Origin of the sequence: Leclercia barmai, assembly GCF_049312895.1 — a bacterium.
Taxonomy (GTDB): domain Bacteria; phylum Pseudomonadota; class Gammaproteobacteria; order Enterobacterales; family Enterobacteriaceae; genus Enterobacter; species Enterobacter barmai.
Window position 1 is genome coordinate 884,177 of the sequence record NZ_JBMNWZ010000002.1, and the last position, 22,688, is coordinate 906,864.

The 22,688-nt window shown below is 58.6% G+C and carries 19 protein-coding genes; 5 read left to right on the forward strand and 14 right to left on the reverse strand.

The window, feature by feature from the left end; all coding sequences use genetic code 11:
• Positions 1 to 22: 22 nt before the first annotated feature.
• The 3 genes from iscS to trmJ form a co-directional block, all read right to left on the reverse strand.
• A complete protein-coding gene (iscS, locus tag ACOYA6_RS12460) occupies positions 23 to 1,237 on the reverse strand; it encodes a cysteine desulfurase (protein ID WP_039029732.1) in 1,215 nt (404 codons plus the stop codon).
• 116 nt (positions 1,238 to 1,353) lie between these two features.
• Positions 1,354 to 1,845 (reverse strand): Fe-S cluster assembly transcriptional regulator IscR, encoded by a 492-nt coding sequence (gene iscR / locus ACOYA6_RS12465; protein WP_008502158.1) that lies wholly within the window; start codon positions 1,843 to 1,845, stop codon positions 1,354 to 1,356.
• Between the two features lie 242 nt (positions 1,846 to 2,087).
• Positions 2,088 to 2,816, reverse strand: coding sequence for a tRNA (cytosine(32)/uridine(32)-2'-O)-methyltransferase TrmJ (trmJ, locus tag ACOYA6_RS12470; RefSeq protein ID WP_039029733.1), 729 nt, complete (start codon positions 2,814 to 2,816; stop codon positions 2,088 to 2,090).
• Positions 2,817 to 2,939: 123 nt separating this feature from the next.
• On the opposite strand from trmJ, the gene suhB reads away from it, so the two are divergent.
• On the forward strand, positions 2,940 to 3,746 hold the full coding sequence (gene suhB, locus ACOYA6_RS12475; protein WP_138369752.1) for an inositol-1-monophosphatase: 807 nt from the start codon (positions 2,940 to 2,942) through the stop codon (positions 3,744 to 3,746).
• 62 nt (positions 3,747 to 3,808) lie between these two features.
• Here the strand turns inward: suhB and ACOYA6_RS12480 are convergent, their stop codons facing one another.
• Complete coding sequence (locus tag ACOYA6_RS12480) at positions 3,809 to 4,774, reverse strand: nickel/cobalt transporter (RefSeq protein ID WP_039029735.1); 966 nt, start codon at positions 4,772 to 4,774, stop codon at positions 3,809 to 3,811.
• Positions 4,765 to 5,403: a DUF1007 family protein gene (locus ACOYA6_RS12485; RefSeq protein WP_039029736.1), complete on the reverse strand. Its 639-nt coding sequence runs from the start codon at positions 5,401 to 5,403 to the stop codon at positions 4,765 to 4,767. Before ACOYA6_RS12485 ends, ACOYA6_RS12480 begins: the two co-directional genes overlap by 10 nt.
• Before the next feature lie 123 nt (positions 5,404 to 5,526).
• On the opposite strand from ACOYA6_RS12485, the gene csiE reads away from it, so the two are divergent.
• Positions 5,527 to 6,804 carry a stationary phase inducible protein CsiE gene (csiE, locus tag ACOYA6_RS12490; protein ID WP_039029737.1) on the forward strand — a complete coding sequence of 426 codons (1,278 nt, stop codon included), beginning with the start codon at positions 5,527 to 5,529 and terminating at the stop codon, positions 6,802 to 6,804.
• Here csiE and ACOYA6_RS12495 read toward each other — a convergent pair.
• The 4 genes from ACOYA6_RS12495 to ACOYA6_RS12510 form a co-directional block, all read right to left on the reverse strand.
• On the reverse strand, positions 6,801 to 7,937 hold the full coding sequence (locus ACOYA6_RS12495) for a 3-phenylpropionate MFS transporter (RefSeq protein ID WP_039029738.1): 1,137 nt from the start codon (positions 7,935 to 7,937) through the stop codon (positions 6,801 to 6,803). The two genes, csiE and ACOYA6_RS12495, sit on opposite strands and share 4 nt — an antisense overlap.
• Before the next feature lie 72 nt (positions 7,938 to 8,009).
• Complete coding sequence (locus ACOYA6_RS12500) at positions 8,010 to 8,855, reverse strand: aldose 1-epimerase (protein ID WP_197057131.1); 846 nt, start codon at positions 8,853 to 8,855, stop codon at positions 8,010 to 8,012.
• The gene (locus tag ACOYA6_RS12505; RefSeq protein ID WP_039029740.1) at positions 8,852 to 10,294 is read right to left on the reverse strand and encodes a sugar porter family MFS transporter; all 1,443 of its coding nucleotides are present in this window, start codon (positions 10,292 to 10,294) and stop codon (positions 8,852 to 8,854) included. The genes ACOYA6_RS12500 and ACOYA6_RS12505 overlap by 4 nt, the downstream gene beginning before the upstream one ends.
• A 70-nt stretch (positions 10,295 to 10,364) precedes the next feature.
• Positions 10,365 to 13,640 carry a DUF5107 domain-containing protein gene (locus ACOYA6_RS12510; RefSeq protein ID WP_039029741.1) on the reverse strand — a complete coding sequence of 1,092 codons (3,276 nt, stop codon included), beginning with the start codon at positions 13,638 to 13,640 and terminating at the stop codon, positions 10,365 to 10,367.
• A gap of 114 nt (positions 13,641 to 13,754) precedes the next feature.
• On the opposite strand from ACOYA6_RS12510, the gene ACOYA6_RS12515 reads away from it, so the two are divergent.
• Complete coding sequence (locus ACOYA6_RS12515) at positions 13,755 to 14,951, forward strand: ROK family protein (RefSeq protein WP_039029742.1); 1,197 nt, start codon at positions 13,755 to 13,757, stop codon at positions 14,949 to 14,951.
• Positions 14,952 to 15,078: 127 nt separating this feature from the next.
• Positions 15,079 to 15,501 (forward strand): DoxX family protein, encoded by a 423-nt coding sequence (locus ACOYA6_RS12520; protein WP_039029743.1) that lies wholly within the window; start codon positions 15,079 to 15,081, stop codon positions 15,499 to 15,501.
• 48 nt (positions 15,502 to 15,549) lie between these two features.
• Here the strand turns inward: ACOYA6_RS12520 and glyA are convergent, their stop codons facing one another.
• Positions 15,550 to 16,803 carry a serine hydroxymethyltransferase gene (gene glyA, locus ACOYA6_RS12525; RefSeq protein ID WP_039029744.1) on the reverse strand — a complete coding sequence of 418 codons (1,254 nt, stop codon included), beginning with the start codon at positions 16,801 to 16,803 and terminating at the stop codon, positions 15,550 to 15,552.
• Positions 16,804 to 17,106: 303 nt separating this feature from the next.
• On the opposite strand from glyA, the gene hmpA reads away from it, so the two are divergent.
• Positions 17,107 to 18,297 carry an NO-inducible flavohemoprotein gene (hmpA, locus tag ACOYA6_RS12530; RefSeq protein ID WP_422654778.1) on the forward strand — a complete coding sequence of 397 codons (1,191 nt, stop codon included), beginning with the start codon at positions 17,107 to 17,109 and terminating at the stop codon, positions 18,295 to 18,297.
• 86 nt (positions 18,298 to 18,383) lie between these two features.
• On the opposite strand, the gene glnB is transcribed toward hmpA, so the two are convergent.
• The 4 genes from glnB to qseE form a co-directional block, all read right to left on the reverse strand.
• On the reverse strand, positions 18,384 to 18,722 hold the full coding sequence (gene glnB, locus ACOYA6_RS12535; protein ID WP_039029746.1) for a nitrogen regulatory protein P-II: 339 nt from the start codon (positions 18,720 to 18,722) through the stop codon (positions 18,384 to 18,386).
• Positions 18,723 to 18,801: 79 nt separating this feature from the next.
• Positions 18,802 to 20,139 carry a two-component system response regulator GlrR gene (gene glrR, locus ACOYA6_RS12540; RefSeq protein WP_422654779.1) on the reverse strand — a complete coding sequence of 446 codons (1,338 nt, stop codon included), beginning with the start codon at positions 20,137 to 20,139 and terminating at the stop codon, positions 18,802 to 18,804.
• On the reverse strand, positions 20,136 to 20,912 hold the full coding sequence (gene qseG, locus ACOYA6_RS12545) for a two-component system QseEF-associated lipoprotein QseG (RefSeq protein WP_039029748.1): 777 nt from the start codon (positions 20,910 to 20,912) through the stop codon (positions 20,136 to 20,138). The genes glrR and qseG overlap by 4 nt, the downstream gene beginning before the upstream one ends.
• A complete protein-coding gene (qseE, locus tag ACOYA6_RS12550; RefSeq protein WP_039029749.1) occupies positions 20,909 to 22,342 on the reverse strand; it encodes a two component system sensor histidine kinase QseE/GlrK in 1,434 nt (477 codons plus the stop codon). The genes qseG and qseE overlap by 4 nt, the downstream gene beginning before the upstream one ends.
• Positions 22,343 to 22,688: the final 346 nt, after the last annotated feature.

Below are 22,688 nucleotides of genomic sequence, written 5' to 3' on the forward strand. Positions count from 1 at the left end.
CTGAATTCTCCTTACAAACCGATTAGTGATGTGACCATTCAATGCTGTTCAGATCCACGCCTTCTTTGAACATTTCCCACAGTGGAGAAAGGTCACGCAGACGGCCAATGGAGTTGCGAACCAGATTGATGGTGTAGTCAATCTCTTCATCGGTAGTGAAACGACCTAAAGAGAAGCGGATAGAGCTGTGTGCCAGTTCGTCGGTCATGCCCAGCGCACGCAGTACGTAGGACGGCTCCAGGCTTGCGGAAGTACACGCAGAACCGGAAGAGACGGCCAGGTCTTTCAGCGCCATGATCAGCGACTCGCCTTCAACATAGTTGAAGCTGACGTTGAGGATGTTCGGTGCGCCCTGCTCGAGATCGCCGTTCAGATACACTTCTTCCATATCTTTCACGCCTTCCCACAGACGGTTGCGCAGCGTACGCAGGCGCGCCATCTCGGTTTCCATCTCTTCTTTGGCGATACGGTAAGCTTCACCCATGCCAACGATCTGGTGAACTGGCAGGGTACCGGAACGCATGCCGCGCTCGTGACCGCCGCCGTGCATCTGGGATTCGATACGGATACGTGGCTTACGACGCACGTACAGTGCACCGATACCTTTCGGGCCATAGATTTTGTGGCCGGAGAAGGACATCAGATCCACTTTCAGCTGGCTCAGGTCGATAGGCAGTTTGCCCACGCTCTGGGTTGCATCAACGTGATAGATGATGCCGCGCGCACGGCACATTTCGCCGATAGTCGCGATATCCTGCACCACGCCGATTTCGTTGTTCACGTGCATGATGGAGACCAGAATGGTGTCGTCACGCATTGCCGCTTCGAGCTCTTTCAGGTCGATAATACCGTTGCGCTGCGGCGCGAGGTAGGTCACTTCAAACCCTTCACGCTCGAGCTGACGGCAGGTGTCCAGCACGGCTTTGTGTTCGGTTTTGCTGGTGATGATGTGCTTGCCTTTTTTCTGATAAAAATTAGCAGCACCTTTGATCGCCAGGTTATCGGATTCGGTTGCGCCTGAGGTGAAAACAATTTCACGCGGATCGGCGCCAACCAGCTCAGCAATCTGATTACGGGCGATATCTACCGCCTCTTCAGCATGCCAGCCAAAACGGTGTGAACGGGAAGCCGGGTTACCAAAGTTTCCGTCCAGGGTGAGACACTGCATCATTTTCTCGGCAACACGCGGGTCCACCGGCGTGGTTGCGGAGTAATCGAGATAGATCGGTAATTTCATTGCTCTATAAACTCCGTACATCGCTTCAATGCAAGGAATCAGGCAACCGGCTGGATGTACGACCGAGTACACGGGGTGCTTCCACCCCGGCCTGATTCTGAAAAACGTATTTTTTATTAGGCGCGCAGCTTAACGTCGATAGCGTCTTGCGCGCGGGTGCTGCGTTGTGAATCATGGCTATGCTGACGACCAGATACGTCAAGCACTTCCTGGTTATTTACCAGCTCACCAAGGGTGATGTTGTTCAGGAAGCCGGTCAGACGGTCGCTCAGATCGCGCCACAGCGCGTGAGTCAGACACTTGTCGCCGCCCTGACAGCCGCCTTTACCCTGGCAACGGGTCGCGTCGACGGATTCGTCAACTGCGCTAATCACTTCGCCAACGGCAATACTGCCCGCGTCTTTACCTAACAGATAACCACCGCCAGGACCGCGAACGCTGGAAACCAGGCCATTCTTACGCAGTCGGGAGAAAAGCTGTTCCAGATAAGAGAGGGAGATTCCCTGACGTTCAGAAATATCAGCCAATGGAACCGGGCCCGCTTCGGAGTTGAGCGCAACGTCCAGCATCGCGGTCACGGCATAACGCCCTTTAGATGTCAGTCTCATGTCTTACTTAACCTCAAACTCGCCCCTGCCCGGGGTTTTTTATTGTAAAGTGGGGGTATTGCATAGCAGGGCCAAGTCTGACATTCCTGACTAAAATGGTCAACTATTTACTTGACTGTTTTAGTCAGGTATTTAACCTTCTGTGCGCTCATTCTTTTTTGCCTTGCGGCGCTTCGCTTACGTGCGGCCTGATGCCCTCACCCCGGCCCTCTCCCACAGGGAGAGGGGGAAAACATTCAGCATTACTCTTTATTCTTTTGCTCAATCGACGCCAGAATACCGCGCAGGATGTTCAGCTCCTGGCTTTCCGGGCGGGCGCGGGTAAAGAGGCGACGCAGGCGGTTCATCACCTGCCCCGGATGACCGGCGCGGATGAATCCGGTGGCGAGCAGGGTCTGCTCCAGATGACCGTAGAAACGCTCCAGATCGTCCACCAGCGGATACGGCGTCTCTTCATGCTCGACCGCAACCTCTTTTTCCTGGGTTGCCAGCCAGGCCATGCGCACTTCATAAGCGATAACCTGTACGGCCATCGCCAGGTTCAGCGAGCTGTACTCCGGGTTGGCGGCAATGGCGACATGATAGTGGCACTTCTGCAACTCTTCGTTGGTCAGCCCCACGCGCTCGCGGCCAAACACCAGCGCAACCGGCGCATGCTGGCCTTCGCTGATGCTTTTCAGCCCGCACTCGCGCGGATCGAGCATCGGCCACGGCAGCGTGCGCGAACGCGCGCTGGTGCCCACCACCAGGCTGCAACCCGCTAAGGCTTCATCCAGGGTGTCGACGATCTGGGCATTGCCGATCACGTCGCTGGCGCCTGCCGCAAGAGCGATGGCCTGAGAGTCGGGTTTGACCAGCGGGTTAACCAGCCAGAGGTTAGTTAAGCCCATGGTTTTCATAGCGCGGGCTACGGAGCCCATGTTGCCGGTATGCGATGTTTCGACCAGCACGATTCGGATATTTTGCAGCATAATTTTTCTGAGTCTGGAGAATATTCGGTGATGTTATCATAAACGGAAGACATATTCCGATCCCGCTGCTATACTCTGCGCCGTTTTGTTTCCCCGTTCTTTAACATCCAGTGAGAGTAACCGATGCAACATCCAATGTTGACCATCGCCGTGCGCGCAGCGCGCAAGGCGGGTAATGTAATTGCCAAGCACTACGAAACGCCAGATTCCGTAGAAACCAGCCAGAAAGGCAGCAATGACTTTGTGACCAACGTCGATAAAGCCGCAGAAGCGATGATTATCGAAACCATTCGCAAATCTTACCCGCAGCACACCATCATCACCGAAGAAAGCGGTGAGCACGCAGGCGAAGATCAGGATGTTCAATGGGTTATTGATCCACTGGATGGCACCACCAACTTCGTTAAACGTCTGCCCCACTTCTCTGTCTCTATCGCCGTACGCATCAAAGGCCGTACTGAAGTGGCGGTGGTTTACGATCCAATGCGTAACGAACTGTTCACCGCGACCCGCGGTCAGGGCGCACAGCTGAACGGCTACCGTCTGCGCGGCACCAACGCTCGCGATCTGGATGGCACCATCCTGGCGACCGGCTTCCCGTTCAAAGCCAAACAGCACGCCCCTGCCTACATGAAAATTCTGGGCAAACTGTTCACCGAGTGTGCTGACTTCCGCCGCACCGGCTCTGCCGCGCTGGATCTGGCCTACGTTGCCGCTGGCCGCGTGGATGGTTACTTTGAAATCGGCCTGAAGCCATGGGACTTCGCTGCTGGCGAACTGATCGCCCGTGAAGCTGGCGCGCTGGTTTGTGATTTTACCGGTGGCCACAACTACATGCTCTCCGGCAACATCGTTGCAGGTAACCCACGTGTGGTGAAAGCCATGCTGGCGAACATGCGTGACGAACTGAGTGAAGCGCTGAAGCGCTAATCTGGTTGGTTTTGCCCGGTGGCGCTAACGCTTACCGGGCCTACAAAACCCGCCCGGCATTGTTAAAACGGCCTCAGCCCCCTGCCCACCGGCACCGCACTGACCCACATCGTTACCGCTGCAACCAGCAGTACCACGCCTCCCGCTAATGCCAGCGTCGTCCATCCTACCTGTCGCCACAGTACCGGCGTTTTATTGCCACTGAGCCTGACCGCCAGCTGACGAAAACCGTGCACCAGCAGCGCCAGCGACGAGATAGTCAGCCCCGTTCCCGCCGCCATCGCCAGCGCCGAGGCCACGCCCCAGCTGAACACGCCGATCACCTTACTGAACAGCAGCACCATAATGGCCCCGGAACAGGGTCGCATGCCCATCGACAGAATAATCATCAGCCGCGCCCGCCAGTCGTCAGCGCGCTGGATCTGCGTTGGCGTGGGCAGATGCTGATGCCCGCAGCCGCAACTGGCGTCGTGAACGTGGTGCGGGGTAAAGGCTTTGAAGGTGGGTTTACGCAGCAGCGCGCGCAGTTTTTTCAGCGCCCGCCAGCAGAGCATCAGCCCCAGGACGCCCACCAACGCGTAGCTGCCCTTCTCCAGCCAGAAGCTGCTCATATGCAGATCCCGGGCCGGAAGTTGCAGGAGCAGCAAGACCCCCACCACCAGGCCAATCGCCACGCCGCCCTGTAATAAAGAAGAGGCCAGGGTTAGGCCGATGCTCGATTTCAGTTTTGAGGGATGGGTCGCCAGCCAGGTAGTAATGACGATTTTGCCGTGCCCCGGCCCCAGCGCGTGCAGCACGCCATAAAGGAAGCTGAAGATCAGCAGCGAACCGCCCGCCGCCGTGGGATTTTCTGCCACCGCTTTCAGCAAACCGCTCATCTGCTGGTTAACATCCCGCTGCCAGAGAATGCTCTGGCGCATCACCTGCGGCCACGCCTGCCACAGCCACGCTGCCCCCGCCACGGACAGAACGAGGAACAGCGCCAGCGGCCAGAGATGCCATCCGCGACGCATACGTGTTACTGACATTGCAGCGTCACCGTCTGGGCAAACTGTTTGCCGAGATCCATATCCTCCGGCGGGGCGTCGTCTTTATCCAGCGAGCTGGCAAAGTTGAGTGTCTCATCGCTGGGCTCGGGGGTGTTAACGTTGAGCGCGCACTGGCTTTGCAGCCCGTCAGGCAGGGTCACGTCGCTATCCTCCGCGTAGCTCATGTCGACGTAGTAAGAGGGATCGAAGGTCGAGAAACTGTACTTTTGTCCGGCCAGCGGCTGAGGCTCCGCCAGGGGCAGAATAAAGGTCAGCACCGCCTGATGATCGACGCGGCTCATACCGTATTGGGTGGGTCGGTTAAGGAATTTCACCTTCTGCCCGTTATGCCAGAACTCGGTGAAATAGTGCTGGCCAAGCACGTTGGCCATCACCTCCGCCGCCAGCTTTTTCCAGATCTCATCCCCCGGCTTCGCGTTTCCGGCGTCATACAGCAGGTCTGCTGATGTTAATTCGTCCATCACCCAGCGCATTTTCAGGCCGGTTATCTGCTCGTCTTTCACCATAATCTGCGTTTTCAGAGTGATAAAACTGTGAGGGTGCGCGGCGGCGGCAAAAGACAAAACCGCCAAAAATAGCGCAGTTGCGCTGCGTTTAACTATTTGCATCTCTTCCTCACGTCAAAAATTCTGTGATGTTCGCCTGCATTCCTGAAGGAAAGCCCCGCCAGGGCGCTCCCGGGCGACATCCTTTAGCTATTCTTATCGGACACTCTAACTGGAACCCGACAGATGATGACGACACTTGAAATGCCATCTGCACTTTCCAGTTCGCAGCGCCGCTGTCAGGTTCTGTTGATGCTCTATGTGCCAGGTTTCCGCGCCACCGTGCAACGCATCGGTGAAATCAATGGTGTGGATGATACCATTTCCCGGCAGGATATCGCCGAGATGCGTACAGAGATCCAACGCTACCACCAGCTCGACATTGCGACTCAGCATGATGGCTGCTACCAGCTAGAAGGTAGCCACCTGAACCAACGTTTATGCCTGTTACACTGGCTGCGTCGGGCGTTACGCCTCTGCCCCCACTTCATCGCGCAGCAGTTTACCCCATCTCTTAAAATCGCGCTAAAGCAGCTCGGCATTGCCCGCACGTTATATGACGACACCAACCTGCGGGCGCTGGTCAATTTCTGCTCCCGCCGCCTGCAACGGCAGTTCGAATGCCGCGACGCGCAGTTTTTACAGCTCTATCTGCAGTACTGCCTGCTCCAGCACCATCTGGGCCAGACGCCGCAGTTCACCGTGGTGCAGCGTAACTGGACCCAGTCGCGTAACGAGTATCTGATGGCGCAGGAAATTGTGCGCCACTGGCAGCGCCGCGTGGTGCAGGTACCCCACGCCGACGAACAGCTGTTTCTGGCCCTGCTGTTTATGATGCTGCGCACCCCCGATCCCCTGCGCGATGGCCATCAGGAAGATGAGCGACTGCGCCGCACCATTACCCGGATGATCGAGCGCTTTCGTGGACAAACGGGGATGCATTTCAGCGACGAGCAGGGGCTGACCGATCAGCTCTATATCCATCTTGCCCAGGCGCTGGACCGATCCCTGTTTGGCATTGGTATCGACAACAGCCTGCCGGAAGAGATCCACCGTCTCTATCCGCGCCTGATGCGTACCACCCGGGACGTGCTGTTTGAGCTGGAAGCGGAGTTTGGCCTGCGTTTCTCCGAGGAGGAGGCGAGCCTGGTGGCGGTGATCTTTGGCGCCTGGCTGATGCAGGAGAGCGATCTGCATGAAAAGCAGGTGGTATTACTGACCGGCGAGGATAAGGCGTGCGAGGAGCTGATTGAACAGCAGCTTCGGGAGCTGACCCTGCTGCCGCTCAACATTCGCTACGTGACGTTGCAGTCTTTTCAGAAGGACGGCGCCCCGCGCGAAGCGGCCCTGGTGGTGACGCCATACACCACGGCCCTGCCGCTGTTCTCGCCGCCGCTCATCCACGCCGTCGAGGCGTTGAATGCGCAGCAGCAGGAACATATTCGCGCCATGCTGGAATCTTAGCGCGCTGCGACCCGCGGACGCAGCAGAACCGCGGGCAGCGCCACCAGCGCCATCACCCAGAACACCCCGTGACCGAGATGCTGGTAAAGGAAACCGGCGAACACGGTCATGATCGCAATACTGCCCCCCATCGCCACCGCCGAGTAAACGGCCTGCAGACGGATCACGTCGCTGCCCTCACGCGCCGCGATATAGCGCATCGCCGCCAGGTGGCATACCGTGAAGGTGCCGCAGTGCAGGATCTGGGCGACAATCAGCCACGGCAGTTCGGTGGTCCAGCCCATGATCCCCCAGCGTATTACGCCACAGACGGCCGACAGCAGGAGCAGATCCCGGGCGCCGAAGCGGCGGAACAGCCGGTTGCTGAGCGCAAAGATGATCACTTCGGCCACCACGCCCAGCGACCAGAGATACCCCACCGCAGACGCCGAATACCCGGCCCCCTGCCAGTAGATGGCGCTAAAGCCATAGTAGGCGGCATGCGCCCCCTGCAGCAGACAGACGCAGGCCAGGAAACGCCAGCTCTGGGCGACAAGCGTCCGCCAGGCCGGCCAGCCCGCGCTCTCCTGATGACGGCTCTCCCCCTGCGGCATCACCGACGGACGCAGCAGCATGCCGAGCAGCATCGACAGAATGCCGACGCTCAGCAGCGCCAGAATGGCGCGATAGTCGTACAGGCTGACCAGCTTGCCCACCAGCGCCGAGCCAATCACAAAGGCAATGGAGCCCCACAGCCGCACCCGCCCATAGTCCATGGTGATCTGTTTTTGCCAGGTGTTGGCCAGGGCATCGGTCAGCGGAACCAGCGGCGAGAAGAAGAGGTTAAAGCCCACCATCACCACCATCAGCCAGGCAAACTGCTGGCTGACCCAGAAGCCTGCCAAAAAGACGAGGGTGAGCAGCGCCAGCACGCGCACGGCTTTAATTAACAGAGAGGGATCGCTGACGCGCGGTGCGATAAGCAGGCTACCGAGAAAACGTGCCACCAGGCCCGAGCCCAGCAGAAGACCGATCATCTCCGGCGTGAGGCCGATGCCCTTGAGCCAGACGCTCCAGAAAGGCAGAAAAATACCGTAGCTAAAAAAGTAGGTGAAATAGCTGAGCGCCAGCCAGCGTGTGGAATGCAAAACCATGAATCCCTCCCGTTTTGGAGGCGATAGTCTGGCGGTAAAAACCGGCTGGCGCAAGCGGGTATTAACAGCTGATTAACAGTTGCGGCGGGCACTTTCGACGGCAATTTCCATCGCAAAATGGCTGCTCTCTTCGGGGCCTAATGCCACCAGCCCAGGCTGTCCGGCCATATGATGGGCGTTGACCGGATGGCTCTGAGGTTCAAGGCATAAGAATGATTTACCCGACATTCTGAACAGCATCAGCCACGGAGTTTGCGCTCTGATTGTGACGTTCATCACATCACGTTCAATCGTCGCCACGCCGTTCCAGCCGGAATAGCCAACGTTCAGCCAGCGATCCCCGCCGTGCCGGGGCGTGCTGAAATCATTTTCGGATGGGATATCGCCCTGCCAGGCCAGCGGTAAATGGTGCTCACCTTCCGGCCAGTAGCCGCTGGCTGAAAATTGCAGGCGGCTGTGCGCATCAAAACAGAACCACGGATGAAAGCCCAGGCCATACAGCATCGGCTCCTGGTCAAGATGGGTGAGCGTCAGCTCCGCCCGCAGGAGGTTCTCACGCAGCTGATATCGCAGCTCCGCCCGATAATCAAAGCCGCACGCATGCTGGCGGCGTAAGGTCAGCAGGCATTCGGTGCGGGTAAGTGAAGCCACCTCCCAGCGCGACTGCCAGCCGTCGCCGTGGAGGAAGAAGCGTTCATCGACCGGGCTTTGCGGCAACACTTTTTCCCGCCCCTTAAATCTGAAGCGATTTCCCGCCACCCGGTTTGCCAGCGGCAACATCGGAAACAGCGCGCTGTCGCCTCCCTCCCATAACACAGGCTGCCCGCAGGCCAGGGAAAAGAGCGCCTGTAACCCGCCGCCCTGCGGGTTGACGCGCATCCGCAGATGCGCGTTTTCTATCAACAGTAAGTCCATCAGTGAGCGCGCCCGGCATGACCCGCGGAGGCCACTTTGCCGTGCTGTTTCTCCAGCTGTTCCTCCAGCGCCTCCAGCGTTACGCCTTTGGTCTCCGGCACTTTACGCAGGATGTAGAGATATCCCGCCGCGCAGATCGCCCCGTAGAGCAGGAAGCTGCCCGCCGCCCCCAGTCCGGCGTTGAGCAGCGGGAAGGTGTAGGTCAGCAGGAAGCAGGCGATCCACAGCGCCAGGGTGCCCATCGACATCGCCAGGCCGCGCACGCGGTTAGGGAAGATCTCCGACAGCAGCACCCAGGTGACCGGGGCCAGCGTCAGGGCGTAGATAGCAATCGCCGCCAGCACCAGCAGCAGCACCGGCCAGCCCATGATGTTCATGGCGTAGGCGCTGGCAATCAGCACGTAGATAATGGTCAGGCCCGACGCGCCCAGCAGCATCAGCTTGCGGCGGCCGATCTTGTCCACCAGCGGCAGGGCCGCGAGGGTAAAGACGAGGTTTATGATGCCGGTTGCCACAATCGATTTCAGGGTGTCGTTGATATCAAACCCGGCGGAGGCGAAGATCTCCTGGGCATAGTTGAAGATCACGTTGATCCCGCACCACTGCTGGAACATCGCCAGCACCATGCCGATGATAACGATCGGCTTCACCGACGGCTGTAACAGCGTGGAGAAGGCCACTTTCTGGCTGTCTTTTGCCAGGGTGTGGGCGATCTCTTTTAAGGTCTGGCTGGCGTACTCCGCAGTGCCGATACGCTCCAGCATGGCGCGGGCACGCTCTGGCTTACCGGCCTTCATCAGCCAGCGCGGGGATTCCGGTACAAAAAACATCAGCACCAGGAACGCCAGGGCCGGCACCAGCTCCGCACCAAACATCCAGCGCCAGCCGGTTTGACCGTTCCAGGTCTGGACGATGGCCTCCTGAGTGGCGCCTGCCGCTACCGGCTCGGCAATCATCAGGTTAATCAGCTGGGCCGCCAGCACGCCCACCACGATGGTCAGCTGGTTGATGGCGACGAAGCGGCCACGCTTTTCCGCCGGGCTGACTTCGGCGATGTAGAGCGGGCTCAGGGCGGAAGCCAGGCCGATCCCCACCCCGCCGACAATGCGGTAGACCACGAACATATCAAAACTGCTCGCCACCGCCGTGCCCCACGCCGAGGCGCTGAACAGCACCGCCGAGAGGATAAGCGGACGCTTGCGGCCAAATTTATCGGCGCACCAGCCGGAGATCAGGGCCCCGAAGATACAGCCCACCAGCGCGGAACTCATCGCCCAGCCGGACTGCGCCGGGTCGGTAATGGAGAACCAGGCTTCATAGAAGGGTTTGGCTCCGCCAATCACCACCCAGTCGTAGCCAAACAGGAGTCCACCGCAGGCGGCGACCAGACAGATTGTCCAGACGTAGCCCATTTTCAGTTGTGTCTGCGCGCTATTATTCATGTTGATTCCTCTTTAAGGGAAACGCAGGGTACAGAGGGTAACAGGTGGGTTTCCCCACCTGCGAGGTCGGTTAATGGAAAATGCCCGTGGCCTGCGCATGCTGAATCAGATGCGCTTTGTCATGGGCCGGATGGAGCGCCAGTAAGGCCCCCAGCTGGCGTTTGCAGGCTGCGATATCGCCCAGCCCGGCATAGCCCAGCGCCTCGATGAACAGGCAGTGCTGCTGATGCTGATGACCGGTTGGGGTATCCAGCACCACCAGATCCGGCAGCGAGACCGCAAAGAAATCCGCTTCCGGGACGTCATCCCGATGGGCTTCCACCCACGCCAGGAAGCCCTGGAAATGACGCTCCGCCGCCGCGCTGTCACCCAGCTGGCGCAGCGCCATCCCCTGCCAGAAGAGGTAATCTGCGGGCTGATCGTTGTAGTAGCGTCCGGCATCAAGGGTTGAACCACCCTGAGCCGCCCGGGTAAAGCAGCGCTGCGCTTCATCTCCGGCATCAATTTGCGCATGGCAATACCCCAGCAGATACCAGATATCGTTGTCGGTTTGCCCCGGCAGACGCCCCTCACCCAGGTTGTGCGGATAGCACAGCGCCGCCTGCAAGAAAGCTATCGCTTCGCGGTACTCGCCGCGCCCGATATGCTGCAGGGCCAGATGCTGCTGGTTGAGCAGATACTGCCCGGTCACTTTGCCTTCCCCGCCCTCCCACGGATGGAACTGACGCTCCTGCAGCACCTGCGCCGCAAGGCTATAGCGCCCTGAACAGTTCCATAAGCTCAACAGCTCAGCGGTGAGGTCATCACGCTTAAGGGCGACGTTTTCCCGCTCGGTGAGCATGGCGAGGCGCTTCGCCACCGGCTGGCCGGTGAGCTTATTGAGATAATCAAGCTCGAAAAGGAAACGCGGATTCTCCGGCTCCAGCGCCACGGCGCGCTGCAGGTAGTGTTGTGCCAGCGTCAGGTTGTGCTGTTTATTCCAGGCGTAGATCCCGAGCAGGCGGTGCGCGGGTGCAAACTGCGGCTCCTGCTTCAGGGTGAATTCCCAGCAGCTCACCGCATCGTCATAGCGGCGTTTGCTGTACCAGAAGCAGCCCAGCAGATAGCGGGCAAACGGGTCGTCGTGCAGGGTTTGCAGCATCTGCACTTCATCGAGAGCGTTCGGGAAGCGTACCCGGTTGGCCTCGCACTGGCGCGCCGCCGCAATATAGCGGGCGCGGGTGGCTGGCTCGTCGCTTAGCGCGGCCCGCCACAGCTGAGGCAAGGTCTCCTGGCAGTCGAGCAGATCCAGCATTTCGCGGGCGGCGTCGGGCATACCCATGGAGGTTAACCAGCCCGCCAGCACGCAGGCATTGGTCCCGCGACGCCCGGTGACCTGCAGCAGTTTGTCTCGCGAAGCGTCGTCCCGGCTGATTGCCCAGCGCGCATAGTGCAGGGCGTAGCTCAATGGATGAGTGTCCAGACAGCTCTGGATGTACTCCAGCGCGGCGCCTTGACCCTTAACCTCCGCCAGGGCGAGCGCTTTGAGCCCCATCGCCAGATTATTACCGGCATTGATCCCGAGGCTGATATCGACTTTTTCCAGCGCGTCGGCAGAGTTGCCACGCTTCATCGCCAGCCGCGCCAGCGACCAGAACGCCGCGTCACGGCAGTTGCCGCTCCACGAGGCTTTGTAGTAGTGATCCCATGCGGCCTCGTCCTGCCCCTGCCGCTCCAGCGCCGTCGCCAGCAGCTGGCTGGCTTCGCCATCGCGCGGGTTTTTATTCAGACGGTGGGCGCGAACCAGCGCGGCGTCGGCGCAGCGTTGCGCCAGCGCCCAGTCGGCGCGATTGAGGGCTAAATTACCCAGCGCCACGTTGTTGCGGTAGTCGTTGGCATCCAGCGCCAGCGCCCGGCGGTAGTAATCCTCCGCATAGCGGCTGGCGTGGTTGTACTGCTCCAGATGCTGACCGATGAAATAGAGCTCATCGCTGTTGTTAATCTCCTCCGGCATCGCTGGCGCGGTAGCCGGATCCGGCAGCGGTGTCTCCTGCGGGATGTGCTCCAGATAGTGCAGCAGCGTGCGGCCCGAGGCGTCTTTTACCCTCAGCGTTAAGCGTTGCGGCCACGCATCCGGCAGCGCCTGCTGCCAGCTTTCGCCCGGCATCAGGGTCAGTTGCGTTTCCCATACCGGCTGGTCGTCGGCGGTCAGCTCGAGGCGCACGTCGTTCAGCGGCGCGATGGCGTAAAGACCAAGGTGAAGCTGCTGCTCGCGGCGTTCAAGCTGCAGCGCCAGCTCGGTACTGGCGTTCTGCACCTGCCCCAGCTCGCTGTAGGGCAGGAAATTCTGCACGAAGATTTTCTCTTCATAAGGCGCAAGCCAGGTGAAATCGGGCTGGTTATCGGTGAAGACCCCGGTCATCAGCTCGATATAGGGGCCGTTTTCATCGGTGAGATTGCGATCCCAGGCGCGGCCAAAATCGTCATGGCCCCAGCTCCACTGCTTTTTACCCGGCGAGACGTGGTGATCGGCGACGTGCAGCAGGCCGCCCCGCTCGCCGTGATGGTATGCCCCGACAAAGTCGTAGTCCGATTTTTCGGCCATGTACGACGTAGGCACCGGCACGTTTTTGTAGCGGGAGATATCCACCCCCGCCGAGTAGTCGACTTTATAGTAGGTGCCGGTGGCGATGGGGAAAGCAGAGACCGCGCGCTTGCCGTGGTCAAACACCGCCGTGACGTCCGGCGGGAAGACGCTCTGATGATCGTCCCCGCCCTTCACCGCCGGGTTTGCCCACCACAGGAAGTGGCGCGGCGTGGCGTTGCCGTTGAAGACTTTGCCGGTGATCTCAATCAACGCCCGGTCAGGATACAGGGTGAATCCGGTCATCACCTGCAGGCCGCGCATCGGTTCGGCCTCGCCCATCCAGACGGTTTGCGCTCCGTTATCCTGCTGCTGGAAGGTGACGTCGACAGGCATAAAGGTGGTCGGGCGATGGTGCTGCGGCCAGTTAAATTCGATCCCACCGGAGATCCACGGCCCCAGCAGGCCCACCAGCGCCGGTTTCACCACTTCGTTGTAGTAAACAAAATCCCGTTGCTGCACTTTGTCATACGCACGATGAATACGTCCGCCCAACTCCGGCAGCAGCATGATGCGGATATAGTCGTTTTCCATCCACACCGCCTGGTAGTCGCGGGTCTCGCGAACGCCGGTCAGGGTATCCGTCACGCCGTAGGGGTAGACCGCGCCAGAGGAGCCCTGGTAGACGCGTTTTTCCAGGAACATCGGGTTGGTATCTTCTGCGCCGGTGGTCCACGTCGGTAATGCGACGGTCTCCCGCCAGACCTTCACTGCTCCAGACATATTCACTCTCCAGTAAACAAATAACAGTAAAAAGCGATAAGATGGCAGTGTAGAGAGGAATTCGGCGCGCTGATTGCGTAATGCTCACGCAATATAATTAACGGAGTTTAGTGAATGCAGGTATCCGGTCTGAACAACAACAGAGTGCGACAGCATAACCGCCGCACCATTATGTCGCTGGTCTGGCGCTACAAACGCCTGAGCAAATCGCAGCTGGCCCAGTACACAGGGCTCTCTATTCCGGCGGTGAGTAAGATCCTGGATGAGCTGGTGGCGGACAAAAAGCTGGGGCATTCCAGTGAAAATCTCAGCACCCGGGGAATGAACAGTGGCCATTATCAAATCCCGGATGATGGGCCATTGATACTCTGCATGAATGTCAGCCCCACCAGCATTGAGAGCCAGCTGATCGACGCCCGCATGTCGCCATTGGGCGAATTTCGCTGGACCGACGTCAACGCCCGGACGCCCGAGGCGCTGTTGCAGGCGATTGAAAACCTGTGGCAGCAGCAGCGCAAACAGTGGCCAGGGCAGCGCATCAATCTGGCATTAGGCATCCACGGCCAGGTTGATACCGCCACCGGTGTGTCGCAGATCATGCCCCAGGCACCCTGGAAAAAACCGGTCGAAATTAAGTATCTGCTGGAAGAAAAGCTGGGCATCACGGTGATGGTGGATAACGACTGCGTGATGCTGGCCCTGGCGGAAAAATGGCAAAACCCGGCTAACCGCGACGATTTTTGTGTGATTAACGTCGATTACGGTATCGGCTCCTCGTTCGTGATTAACGGCCAGGTCTATCGCGGGACGCTCAACGGCAGCGGGCAAATCGGCCACACCATTTTCGATCGCGACGGCGTGGCCTGCGCCTGCGGGCGTTACGGCTGCCTGGAGACGGTCGCCTCGTTATCCGCCCTGAAAAAGCAGGCGCGCCTGTGGCTGAAATCCCAGCCAGGCTCCCTCGGCCTTGACCCCGATACCCTCACCAGCCTGCAGCTGATTGAGGCCTGGCGGCAGGGAGACGTGAAAATCCAGCGCTGGGCAGACGAGGCCGCCAACGCCATCGGGCTGACGCTCTACAACCTGCTCAACATCCTCAACATCAATCAAATCTGGTTCTATGGCCGCAGCTGCGCCTTTGGCGAACGCTGGCTCGAAACCATCAACCGCCAGATTGGGTTTACCCCCTTCGATCACGGCGACGCGGTGCGTAACCGGCAAACGGAGATCGCCTTCGGGGGCTTAACCCGGCAGCAGCAGATTATCGGCATCGGGTATCTGTTCGTTGAAGATGCGCTGGCGGCAGGCTGACGGAGAACATGCTGAAATGTCGGGGATTTAAATCATCCTGATGGATGATTTATTAAGAAAACCTGAATGGCGGGCCGGCATTCTGTGTATTAGCTTTAAGATAAATCCCACCCACAGCGAGCCTGCCATGAACACATTACGCTATTTCGATTTCGGTCAGTCCCGGGCGCTGATCCTGCTGATTGCCCGCCTCGCCCTTATCGCCCTGTTTATTATTTTTGGCGTGCCCAAGATGTTCGGTTTTGACGGCACGGTGCAGTATATGGAGAAGCTGGGCGCACCCATGCCGACGCTGGCCGCCATTGTGGCGGTGATCATGGAAGTGCCCGCCGCCATCCTGATCGTGCTCGGCTTCTTTACCCGTCCGCTGGCAGTGCTGTTTGTCTTTTATACCCTGGGGACGGCGGTGATTGGTCACCACTACTGGGATATGAGTGGCGATGCGGTGATGCCGAATATGATTAACTTCTTCAAGAACATCAGTATTGCCGGCGGGTTTCTGCTGCTGGCGGTCGCCGGGCCGGGAGCTATCTCCATCGACCGGCGTTAGCCATAAAAAAAGGCCGCATACGCGGCCTTTTTATTCAGCAAAGCAGACTTATGCGTAAACCGGGAAGCGCGCGCAGATATCCAGCACTTTCGCCTTCACGCGTTCGATAACGGCTTCGTCGTTGATGTTGTCCAGCACGTCACACATCCAGCCAGCCAGCTCTTTGACTTCCGCTTCTTTAAAGCCGCGGCGAGTCACAGCCGGAGAACCGATACGGATACCGGAGGTCACAAACGGGCTCTTCGGATCGTTTGGTACGCTGTTTTTGTTAACGGTGATGTTAGCGCGGCCCAGGGCAGCGTCAGCTTCTTTACCGGTCAGGTTTTTATCCACCAGATCCAGCAGGAACAGGTGGTTTTCAGTGCCGCCGGAAACCACTTTGTAACCGCGGTTCAGGAACACTTCCACCATCGCTTTGGCGTTTTTAGCAACCTGCTGCTGGTAGACTTTGAACTCTGGCTCCATCGCTTCTTTCAGCGCCACGGCTTTGGCCGCGATAACGTGCATCAGCGGGCCGCCCTGCGCGCTTGGGAACACGGCAGAGTTCAGTTTCTTATACAGATCTTCGTCACCGCCTTTCGCCAGGATCAGGCCACCGCGTGGACCCGCCAGGGTTTTGTGGGTGGTGGTGGTCACAACGTGCGCGTGTGGAACCGGGTTCGGGTAAACGCCTGCGGCGATCAGACCGGCAACGTGCGCCATGTCCACGAACAGGTAAGCACCGATGCTGTCAGCGATTTCACGCATTTTTGCCCAGTCAACCACACCGGAGTAAGCCGAGAAGCCACCGATGATCATCTTCGGTTTGTGCTCTTTGGCCTGTTTTTCCATGTCTGCGTAGTCAATTTTACCGGACTCATCGATGCCGTAAGGGATGATGTTGTACAGCTTGCCGGAGAAGTTAACCGGGGAGCCGTGAGTCAGGTGGCCGCCCTGCGCCAGGTTCATACCCAGAACGGTATCGCCCGGCTGCAGCAGTGCGGTGTAGACCGCGAAGTTAGCCTGGGAGCCAGAGTGTGGCTGCACGTTAGCGTAGTCAGCGCCAAACAGCTCTTTGGCACGATCAATCGCCAGCTGTTCAACGATATCAACATACTCGCAACCGCCGTAGTAGCGCTTGCCCGGGTAACCTTCAGCGTATTTGTTGGTCAGCTGAGAGCCCTGCGCCTGCATAACGCGCGGGCTGGTGTAGTTTTCGGAGGCGATCAGTTCGATGTGCTCTTCCTGACGTACTTTTTCCTGCTCCATAGCCTGCCACAGTTCGGCATCATAATCGGCAATGTTCATTTCACGCTTTAACATCCGCATCTCCTGACTCAGCTAACAAGTAAATTTTGGCCTGAAAAGGCAGTCCTGATGGACGACGGGCAACAGTATAACTGATTAGCAGAGTGATAACAGGTCTTGACAAACGATTTTACGCAAACGTTTACCTGCCCGCCACGCAAGGGTTTGAGGAATAACGCCCTCGCCCCGCAAAACGGATTTCTTTTCAGGTTTGTGATGCAGTTAATTCATGTTGCAAAGAACCATTTACAACGCAGGGTTATTTTTTATAAGATGCATATAAAATACATCATTAAAGTAACATTTAAGGAAGTTGCTATGTTAGACGCTCAAACCATCGCTACCGTGAAAGCCACTATCCCCCTGCTGGTTGAAACCGGTCCTAAGCTCACCGCCCATTTTTACGATCGCATGTTCGCGCACAACCCGGAGCTCAAAGAGATTTTCAACATGAGCAACCAGCGTAACGGCGATCAGCGTGAAGCGTTGTTTAACGCCATTGCCGCGTATGCCAGCAACATTGAGAACCTGGCGGCGCTGCTGCCTGCGGTGGAAAAAATCGCCCAGAAACATACCAGCTTCCAGATCAAACCCGAGCAGTACAATATTGTTGGCGGCCACCTGCTGGCCACTCTGGACGAAATGTTCAGCCCGGGCCAGGAGGTGCTGGACGCCTGGGGCAAAGCCTACGGCGTGCTGGCAAACGTCTTTATCAATCGTGAAGCGCAGATCTACAGCGAAAACGCCAGCAAGCGTGGCGGCTGGGAAGGCACCCGCGCCTTCCGTATCGTGGAGAAAACCCCGCGCAGCGCGCTGATCACCAGCTTTGAATTTGAGCCCGTCGACGGCCAGCCGGTTGCCGATTATCAGCCCGGTCAGTATCTGGGCGTGTGGCTGAAGCCCGAAGGCTTCCCGCATCAGGAGATCCGCCAGTACTCCCTCACCCGCAAGCCGAACGGCAAAAGCTACCGCATTGCGGTGAAGCGCGAGGAAGGTGGCCAGGTTTCGACATGGCTGCACAACGACGCCAGCGTCGGAGATGTGGTGCATCTGGCCGCGCCTGCGGGCGACTTCTTTATGGCCGTTGAGAGCACCACCCCGGTGACGCTGATCTCCGCCGGTGTGGGCCAGACCCCGATGCTGGCGATGCTGGATACTCTGGCGAAAGGGCAACACAGCGCGCAGGTTAACTGGTTCCACGCCGCAGAGAATGGCGAAGTGCATGCCTTTTCTGATGAAGTGAAAACCCTTGCGGCCACGCTGCCGCACTTCAGCGCGCATACCTGGTATCGCCTGCCGTCGGATGACGACCGTGCCGCAGCGCGTTTCGACAGTGAAGGCCTGATGGCGTTAAGCGAGCATGAAGGTCTGTTCAGCACACCGGATATGCAATTCTACGTGTGTGGTCCGGTGGCATTTATGCAGTATGCCGCGGCGCAGCTGATTGAGTTGGGCGCGAAGAAAGAGAACATTCACTACGAATGCTTCGGGCCGCATAAAGTGCTGTAATGCAAAAAGCCCCTCTCCGGAGGGGCTTTTTTTTGCCCGGCGGCGCTTCGCTTGCACGGGCCTACGGGTAATGAACGGTGCGGGGATTAAATCGCCGCGTCGTCTTCTTCGCCGGTGCGGATACGGATGACGCGCGATACGTCAAAGACGAAGATCTTGCCGTCGCCGATTTTGCCGGTCTGCGCGGTGCGGATAATGGTATCCACGCAGGTTTCCACGATGTCGTCCGACACCACGATTTCAATCTTCACCTTCGGCAGGAAATCGACCATGTATTCCGCACCACGGTAGAGCTCAGTGTGGCCCTTCTGACGACCAAAGCCTTTCACCTCTGTCACCGTCATGCCGGTGATGCCGACTTCCGCCAGCGCTTCACGTACATCATCCAGTTTGAAAGGTTTAATAATCGCATCAATCTTTTTCATGGTGGTCCTTAAACTTATGCCTGTCAGCTGCCTCGTAATCGGTTGCTCACAGTATCATATTCAGGCGGAATTTAGGGTATCACTCTTTAAAATCGTTTGCTTCCAGCTCATGGCGCGACAGCAGCTTATAAAACTCGGTGCGGTTACGTCCGGCCATCCGCGCAGCATGGGTCACGTTGCCTTTGGTGATCTGCAGTAACTTACGCAGATAGTTAAGCTCAAACTGGTTGCGGGCCTCGACGAAGGTCGGCAGGACGGTGTTTTCCCCCTCCAGCGCCTGCTCGACCAGCGCATCGCTGATTACCGGCGAGGAGGTCAGTGCCACGCACTGCTCAATGACGTTCACCAGCTGACGCACGTTGCCGGGCCAGCTGGCGGTCATCAGCCGCTTCATGGCGTCTGTGGAGAACGCCCGGACAAACGGCTTGTGACGCTCGGCGGACTGGCGCAGCAGCTGGGTGGCCAGCAGGGGAATATCTTCTGCCCGCTCCGCCAGCGCCGGGATCTTCAGGTTAACCACGTTAAGACGATAGAAGAGGTCTTCGCGAAACTCGTTGCGCGCCATCGCCTTGGGCAGATCCCGGTGGGTGGCGGAGATAATACGCACGTCGATGTCGATATCGCGGTTACTGCCGAGCGGCCTGACTTTGCGCTCCTGCAACACGCGCAGCAGTTTGACCTGCAAGGGGGCGGGCATGTCACCGATTTCATCGAGGAACAACGTGCCGCCTTCCGCCGCCTGGAACAGCCCTTCCCGGCTGCTGACCGCCCCGGTGAAGGCCCCGCGGGCATGACCAAACAGCTCTGATTCCAGCAACTGTTCCGGCAGCGCCCCGCAGTTGATGGCGATAAAGGCTTTTTTGCCGCGCGGGCTGGCGTTGTGAATGGCCTGGGCGAGGATCTCTTTCCCGGTGCCGCTCTGGCCGTTAATCAGCACGCTGACGTCAGACTGCGCCACCATGCGGGCCTGCTCCAGCAGACGCAGCATGATCGGGCTGCGGGTGACTATCGTCTCCCGCCACGTCTCGTCCCCGGACGGCGCGGCGTGCTCCAGGGCATCATCAATGGCTTTATACAGCGCGTCTTTGTCCACCGGCTTGGTGAGGAAGCTGAACACCCCCTGCTGGGTGGCCGCCACCGCATCCGGAATGGAGCCGTGGGCGGTGAGAATAATGACCGGCATACCGGGCTGGAGCTTCTGGATCTCGGTGAACAGCTGCATGCCGTCCATCTCGTCCATCCGCAGATCGCTGATGACCAGATCGATCTTCTCGCGCCCCAGCACTTTCAGCCCTTCCTGACCGCTTTCGGCGGTCACGACGCTGTAGCCCTCGCTCACCAGACGCATGCCCAGCAGCTTCAGCAAACCAGGATCGTCATCCACCAGCAAAAGATGCGCAGGTTTTCGGCTTGTCATGGCTTTCCGTCCTCTTGTTTCGGGGCATCGCTGTTCGGCTCTGTCGCATCACCCTCGGTGCCGGCGGGCGACGTGGCGCTCTTCGGTGCATCCGGCAGATAGTTACTGACCGGCTTACGTGTGGAGAGCTGGCGTTCAATATCGGTCAGGTTCTCCAGCTTGCGGGTGGTGGTATCCAGCTGCGCGCGCAGATATTGCTGCTGCTGGCGCAGGGTGTCCAGCTCACCGTCGGTGGTCTGTTGCAGCTTACCGTAGCGGGAACGCTCCTCCGCCAGCTGCAGCTGCAGCACCTGCCCGTGTCGCCACAGCTGATACAGCGGGCGCACCTGGGGCGGGATCTGCGGGCTCAGCGCATCCAGCCGGGTGGTCAACTGGCGACGCTCCACCGGGTTAATTTTGGCATTCGCCAGCAGGAGCCCGCGTTTAAAGCTCTCCTGCCAGGTATCATCGGTCCAGCCCCGGGCCTCTGCACGCGCCGCGGCGGGTGAGAGACGATCCGCGCAGTCCATGCCGCGCAGCCAGTAAAGCGGGTTGCTGTCGGTCTCCTGGCCGTGCAGCTGCCAGATATTATTGCAGTCGGTAGACAAGAAGTCCGCCAGCTGATGCTCAGGCAATTTTTCATCCTGCTTGCCGCTAATAGCGCTGGTTGGCGCGTGGGTGACGCACCCGGCCAGCAGCAGGCAGGGAAGGCTCAGGCGGATAAAGTGACGGGAAAACACCGCGTTAATGGCGCGGGAAAAGACGTGTGACATACTCACCAGACTTAGATTCATTTTAGTGATTTATCCGACTCAAGCGGCAGTTCGATGCGAAAGCACACATCGGTATGGTCATCATTGACAAGATTAAGCTCTCCCTGCATACGACGGATACAGTCGCGGGCAATACTCAGCCCCAGGCCGCTTCCCTTCACCGCCCCTTTTCGTTGATGACTACCCTGGAAAAAGGGTTCAAAGATCATCGTTTTTTCATCGTCAGGGATCGGGCTTCCGGTGTTGGCGACATCGATACAGACCCGCGAGCCGCGCGTAAAACTGCGAACATAAATGGTACCGGATTCAATACCATAGTGCACCGCATTGGAATAAAGATTATCCAGCACGCTCATCAGCAGCATCGGTTCGGCTAAACAGGCGGGCGTCGCCAGCGACAGTTCAGTATGCATCATTTTAGCCCGTGCAGGCAGGCTGTGGGCCGAGAGCACCATATCCACCAGCGGCGCGAGCTCCACGCGCTCAAGCTCCGGGATGCCGTCGGCCAGTTTACGGTTGTAATCCAGCAGTTGCTCGATCAGCTTTTGCAGGTTGCGGCTGCTGGCATCGAGGATCTCGACAATCTCCCTTTGCTCCGGCGTCAGCGGCCCGGCGACCTCATCGGCCAGCAGTTCGGTGCCCTCACGCATGCTGGCAAGGGGCGTTTTCAGTTCGTGGGAGATGTGGCGTAAAAACTGGTGGCGCTGGGATTCGAGCCACGACAGCCGCTCGGAAAGCCAGATAATGCGTTGCCCGACCGAACGTAACTCGCGCGGGCCGGTAAAGACCACGGTATTGCCCAGCGAGCGCCCCTCCCCCAGCCGGTTAATCATGCGCTCAATGCCCTTAACCGGGCCGATGATCATGCGGGTGAAGAGCAGGACTAGCCCCAGGCTGACCAGAAACAGCACCAGCGCCTGCCAGCCAAAGAACTGGCCGCGCTCGGCGATCTCCTGCTGGAGCTGCTGACCGCGGGAGAAAATCACCGAGCGGGTCGTCTGTACCATCTCGGTATTGGCGGTGGCAAAAGCCTCCAGCCGTAAGGCGGACTGGGCATCAGGGCCGCTGTTGATGCACTGCAGCTGGGACAGCGCGTTGATATCCTGGCGCAGCGTCTGGTAGAGCTTATCGTCGGGCAGGACACCCGCGTGGGCATCGAGCATTTCGCTGTAGCGTTTACGCTGGTTCTGATACACCCGCGCCAGGGTTCTGTCGTCGAGCACGCAATACTGCCGGTAGCTGCGCTCCATCTCCAGCGCGGCATTGGTCATCGCTTCGCTGCGCCGGGCATCAATCAGGGTGGTTCGGTTGGTGAGCGCCGCCTGCGCGCTGAGCGCGTTCAGGCTCTGCCATGCCTGCCATGCCAGCACCAGCAAAGGTAGCAGGATCAGCAGGAAGGCCATCATGACTAACTGTCGTAAGGAGCGAGGGAAAACAGGCCAGCGTTTCAACGCATTACTCTCTGTCGCGAGGGAATAAGGGGATGCTAGCCGGACAAGAGTTCAGATACAACAAAGCCGGGTTAAAAACCCGGCTTTGTTATGGAATGAGGCGGTGCCTAACTCGACGTTTCGCCCTGGGTCTGATAAAGCAAAGCTATGATCAGTAGTTGGACGGCAGGCACCTTTTTGTGCGTCATTCGAAGTTTATGTAGCGCGTCCCGAAGGGGCTGACATAAGAGGGTGAATGAGCCACTGGTTATTATTATGCAACAGATGTGCCATAATGCAAATATAAATATTAATGACCTGAAAAATAAGAATTTTTATGGCGTGATGTAGTAATTTCGCAGGGTAT

Bases quoted from the DNA above. Each gene is read 5' to 3' on its own strand.
- iscR (WP_008502158.1), bottom strand. From the start codon at position 1,845: ATGAGACTGACATCTAAAGGGCGTTATGCCGTGACCGCGATGCTGGAC.
- glrR (WP_422654779.1), bottom strand. From the start codon at position 20,139: ATGACAAGCCGAAAACCTGCGCATCTTTTGCTGGTGGATGACGATCCT.
- iscS (WP_039029732.1), bottom strand. From the start codon at position 1,237: ATGAAATTACCGATCTATCTCGATTACTCCGCAACCACGCCGGTGGAC.
- ACOYA6_RS12510 (WP_039029741.1), bottom strand. From the start codon at position 13,640: ATGTCTGGAGCAGTGAAGGTCTGGCGGGAGACCGTCGCATTACCGACG.
- ACOYA6_RS12520 (WP_039029743.1), top strand. From the start codon at position 15,079: ATGAACACATTACGCTATTTCGATTTCGGTCAGTCCCGGGCGCTGATC.
- glyA (WP_039029744.1), bottom strand. From the start codon at position 16,803: ATGTTAAAGCGTGAAATGAACATTGCCGATTATGATGCCGAACTGTGG.
- hmpA (WP_422654778.1), top strand. From the start codon at position 17,107: ATGTTAGACGCTCAAACCATCGCTACCGTGAAAGCCACTATCCCCCTG.
- trmJ (WP_039029733.1), bottom strand. From the start codon at position 2,816: ATGCTGCAAAATATCCGAATCGTGCTGGTCGAAACATCGCATACCGGC.
- ACOYA6_RS12495 (WP_039029738.1), bottom strand. From the start codon at position 7,937: ATGGTTTTGCATTCCACACGCTGGCTGGCGCTCAGCTATTTCACCTAC.
- ACOYA6_RS12480 (WP_039029735.1), bottom strand. From the start codon at position 4,774: ATGTCAGTAACACGTATGCGTCGCGGATGGCATCTCTGGCCGCTGGCG.
- csiE (WP_039029737.1), top strand. From the start codon at position 5,527: ATGATGACGACACTTGAAATGCCATCTGCACTTTCCAGTTCGCAGCGC.
- glnB (WP_039029746.1), bottom strand. From the start codon at position 18,722: ATGAAAAAGATTGATGCGATTATTAAACCTTTCAAACTGGATGATGTA.
- ACOYA6_RS12505 (WP_039029740.1), bottom strand. From the start codon at position 10,294: ATGAATAATAGCGCGCAGACACAACTGAAAATGGGCTACGTCTGGACA.
- qseG (WP_039029748.1), bottom strand. From the start codon at position 20,912: ATGAATCTAAGTCTGGTGAGTATGTCACACGTCTTTTCCCGCGCCATT.
- ACOYA6_RS12515 (WP_039029742.1), top strand. From the start codon at position 13,755: ATGCAGGTATCCGGTCTGAACAACAACAGAGTGCGACAGCATAACCGC.
- suhB (WP_138369752.1), top strand. From the start codon at position 2,940: ATGCAACATCCAATGTTGACCATCGCCGTGCGCGCAGCGCGCAAGGCG.
- ACOYA6_RS12485 (WP_039029736.1), bottom strand. From the start codon at position 5,403: ATGCAAATAGTTAAACGCAGCGCAACTGCGCTATTTTTGGCGGTTTTG.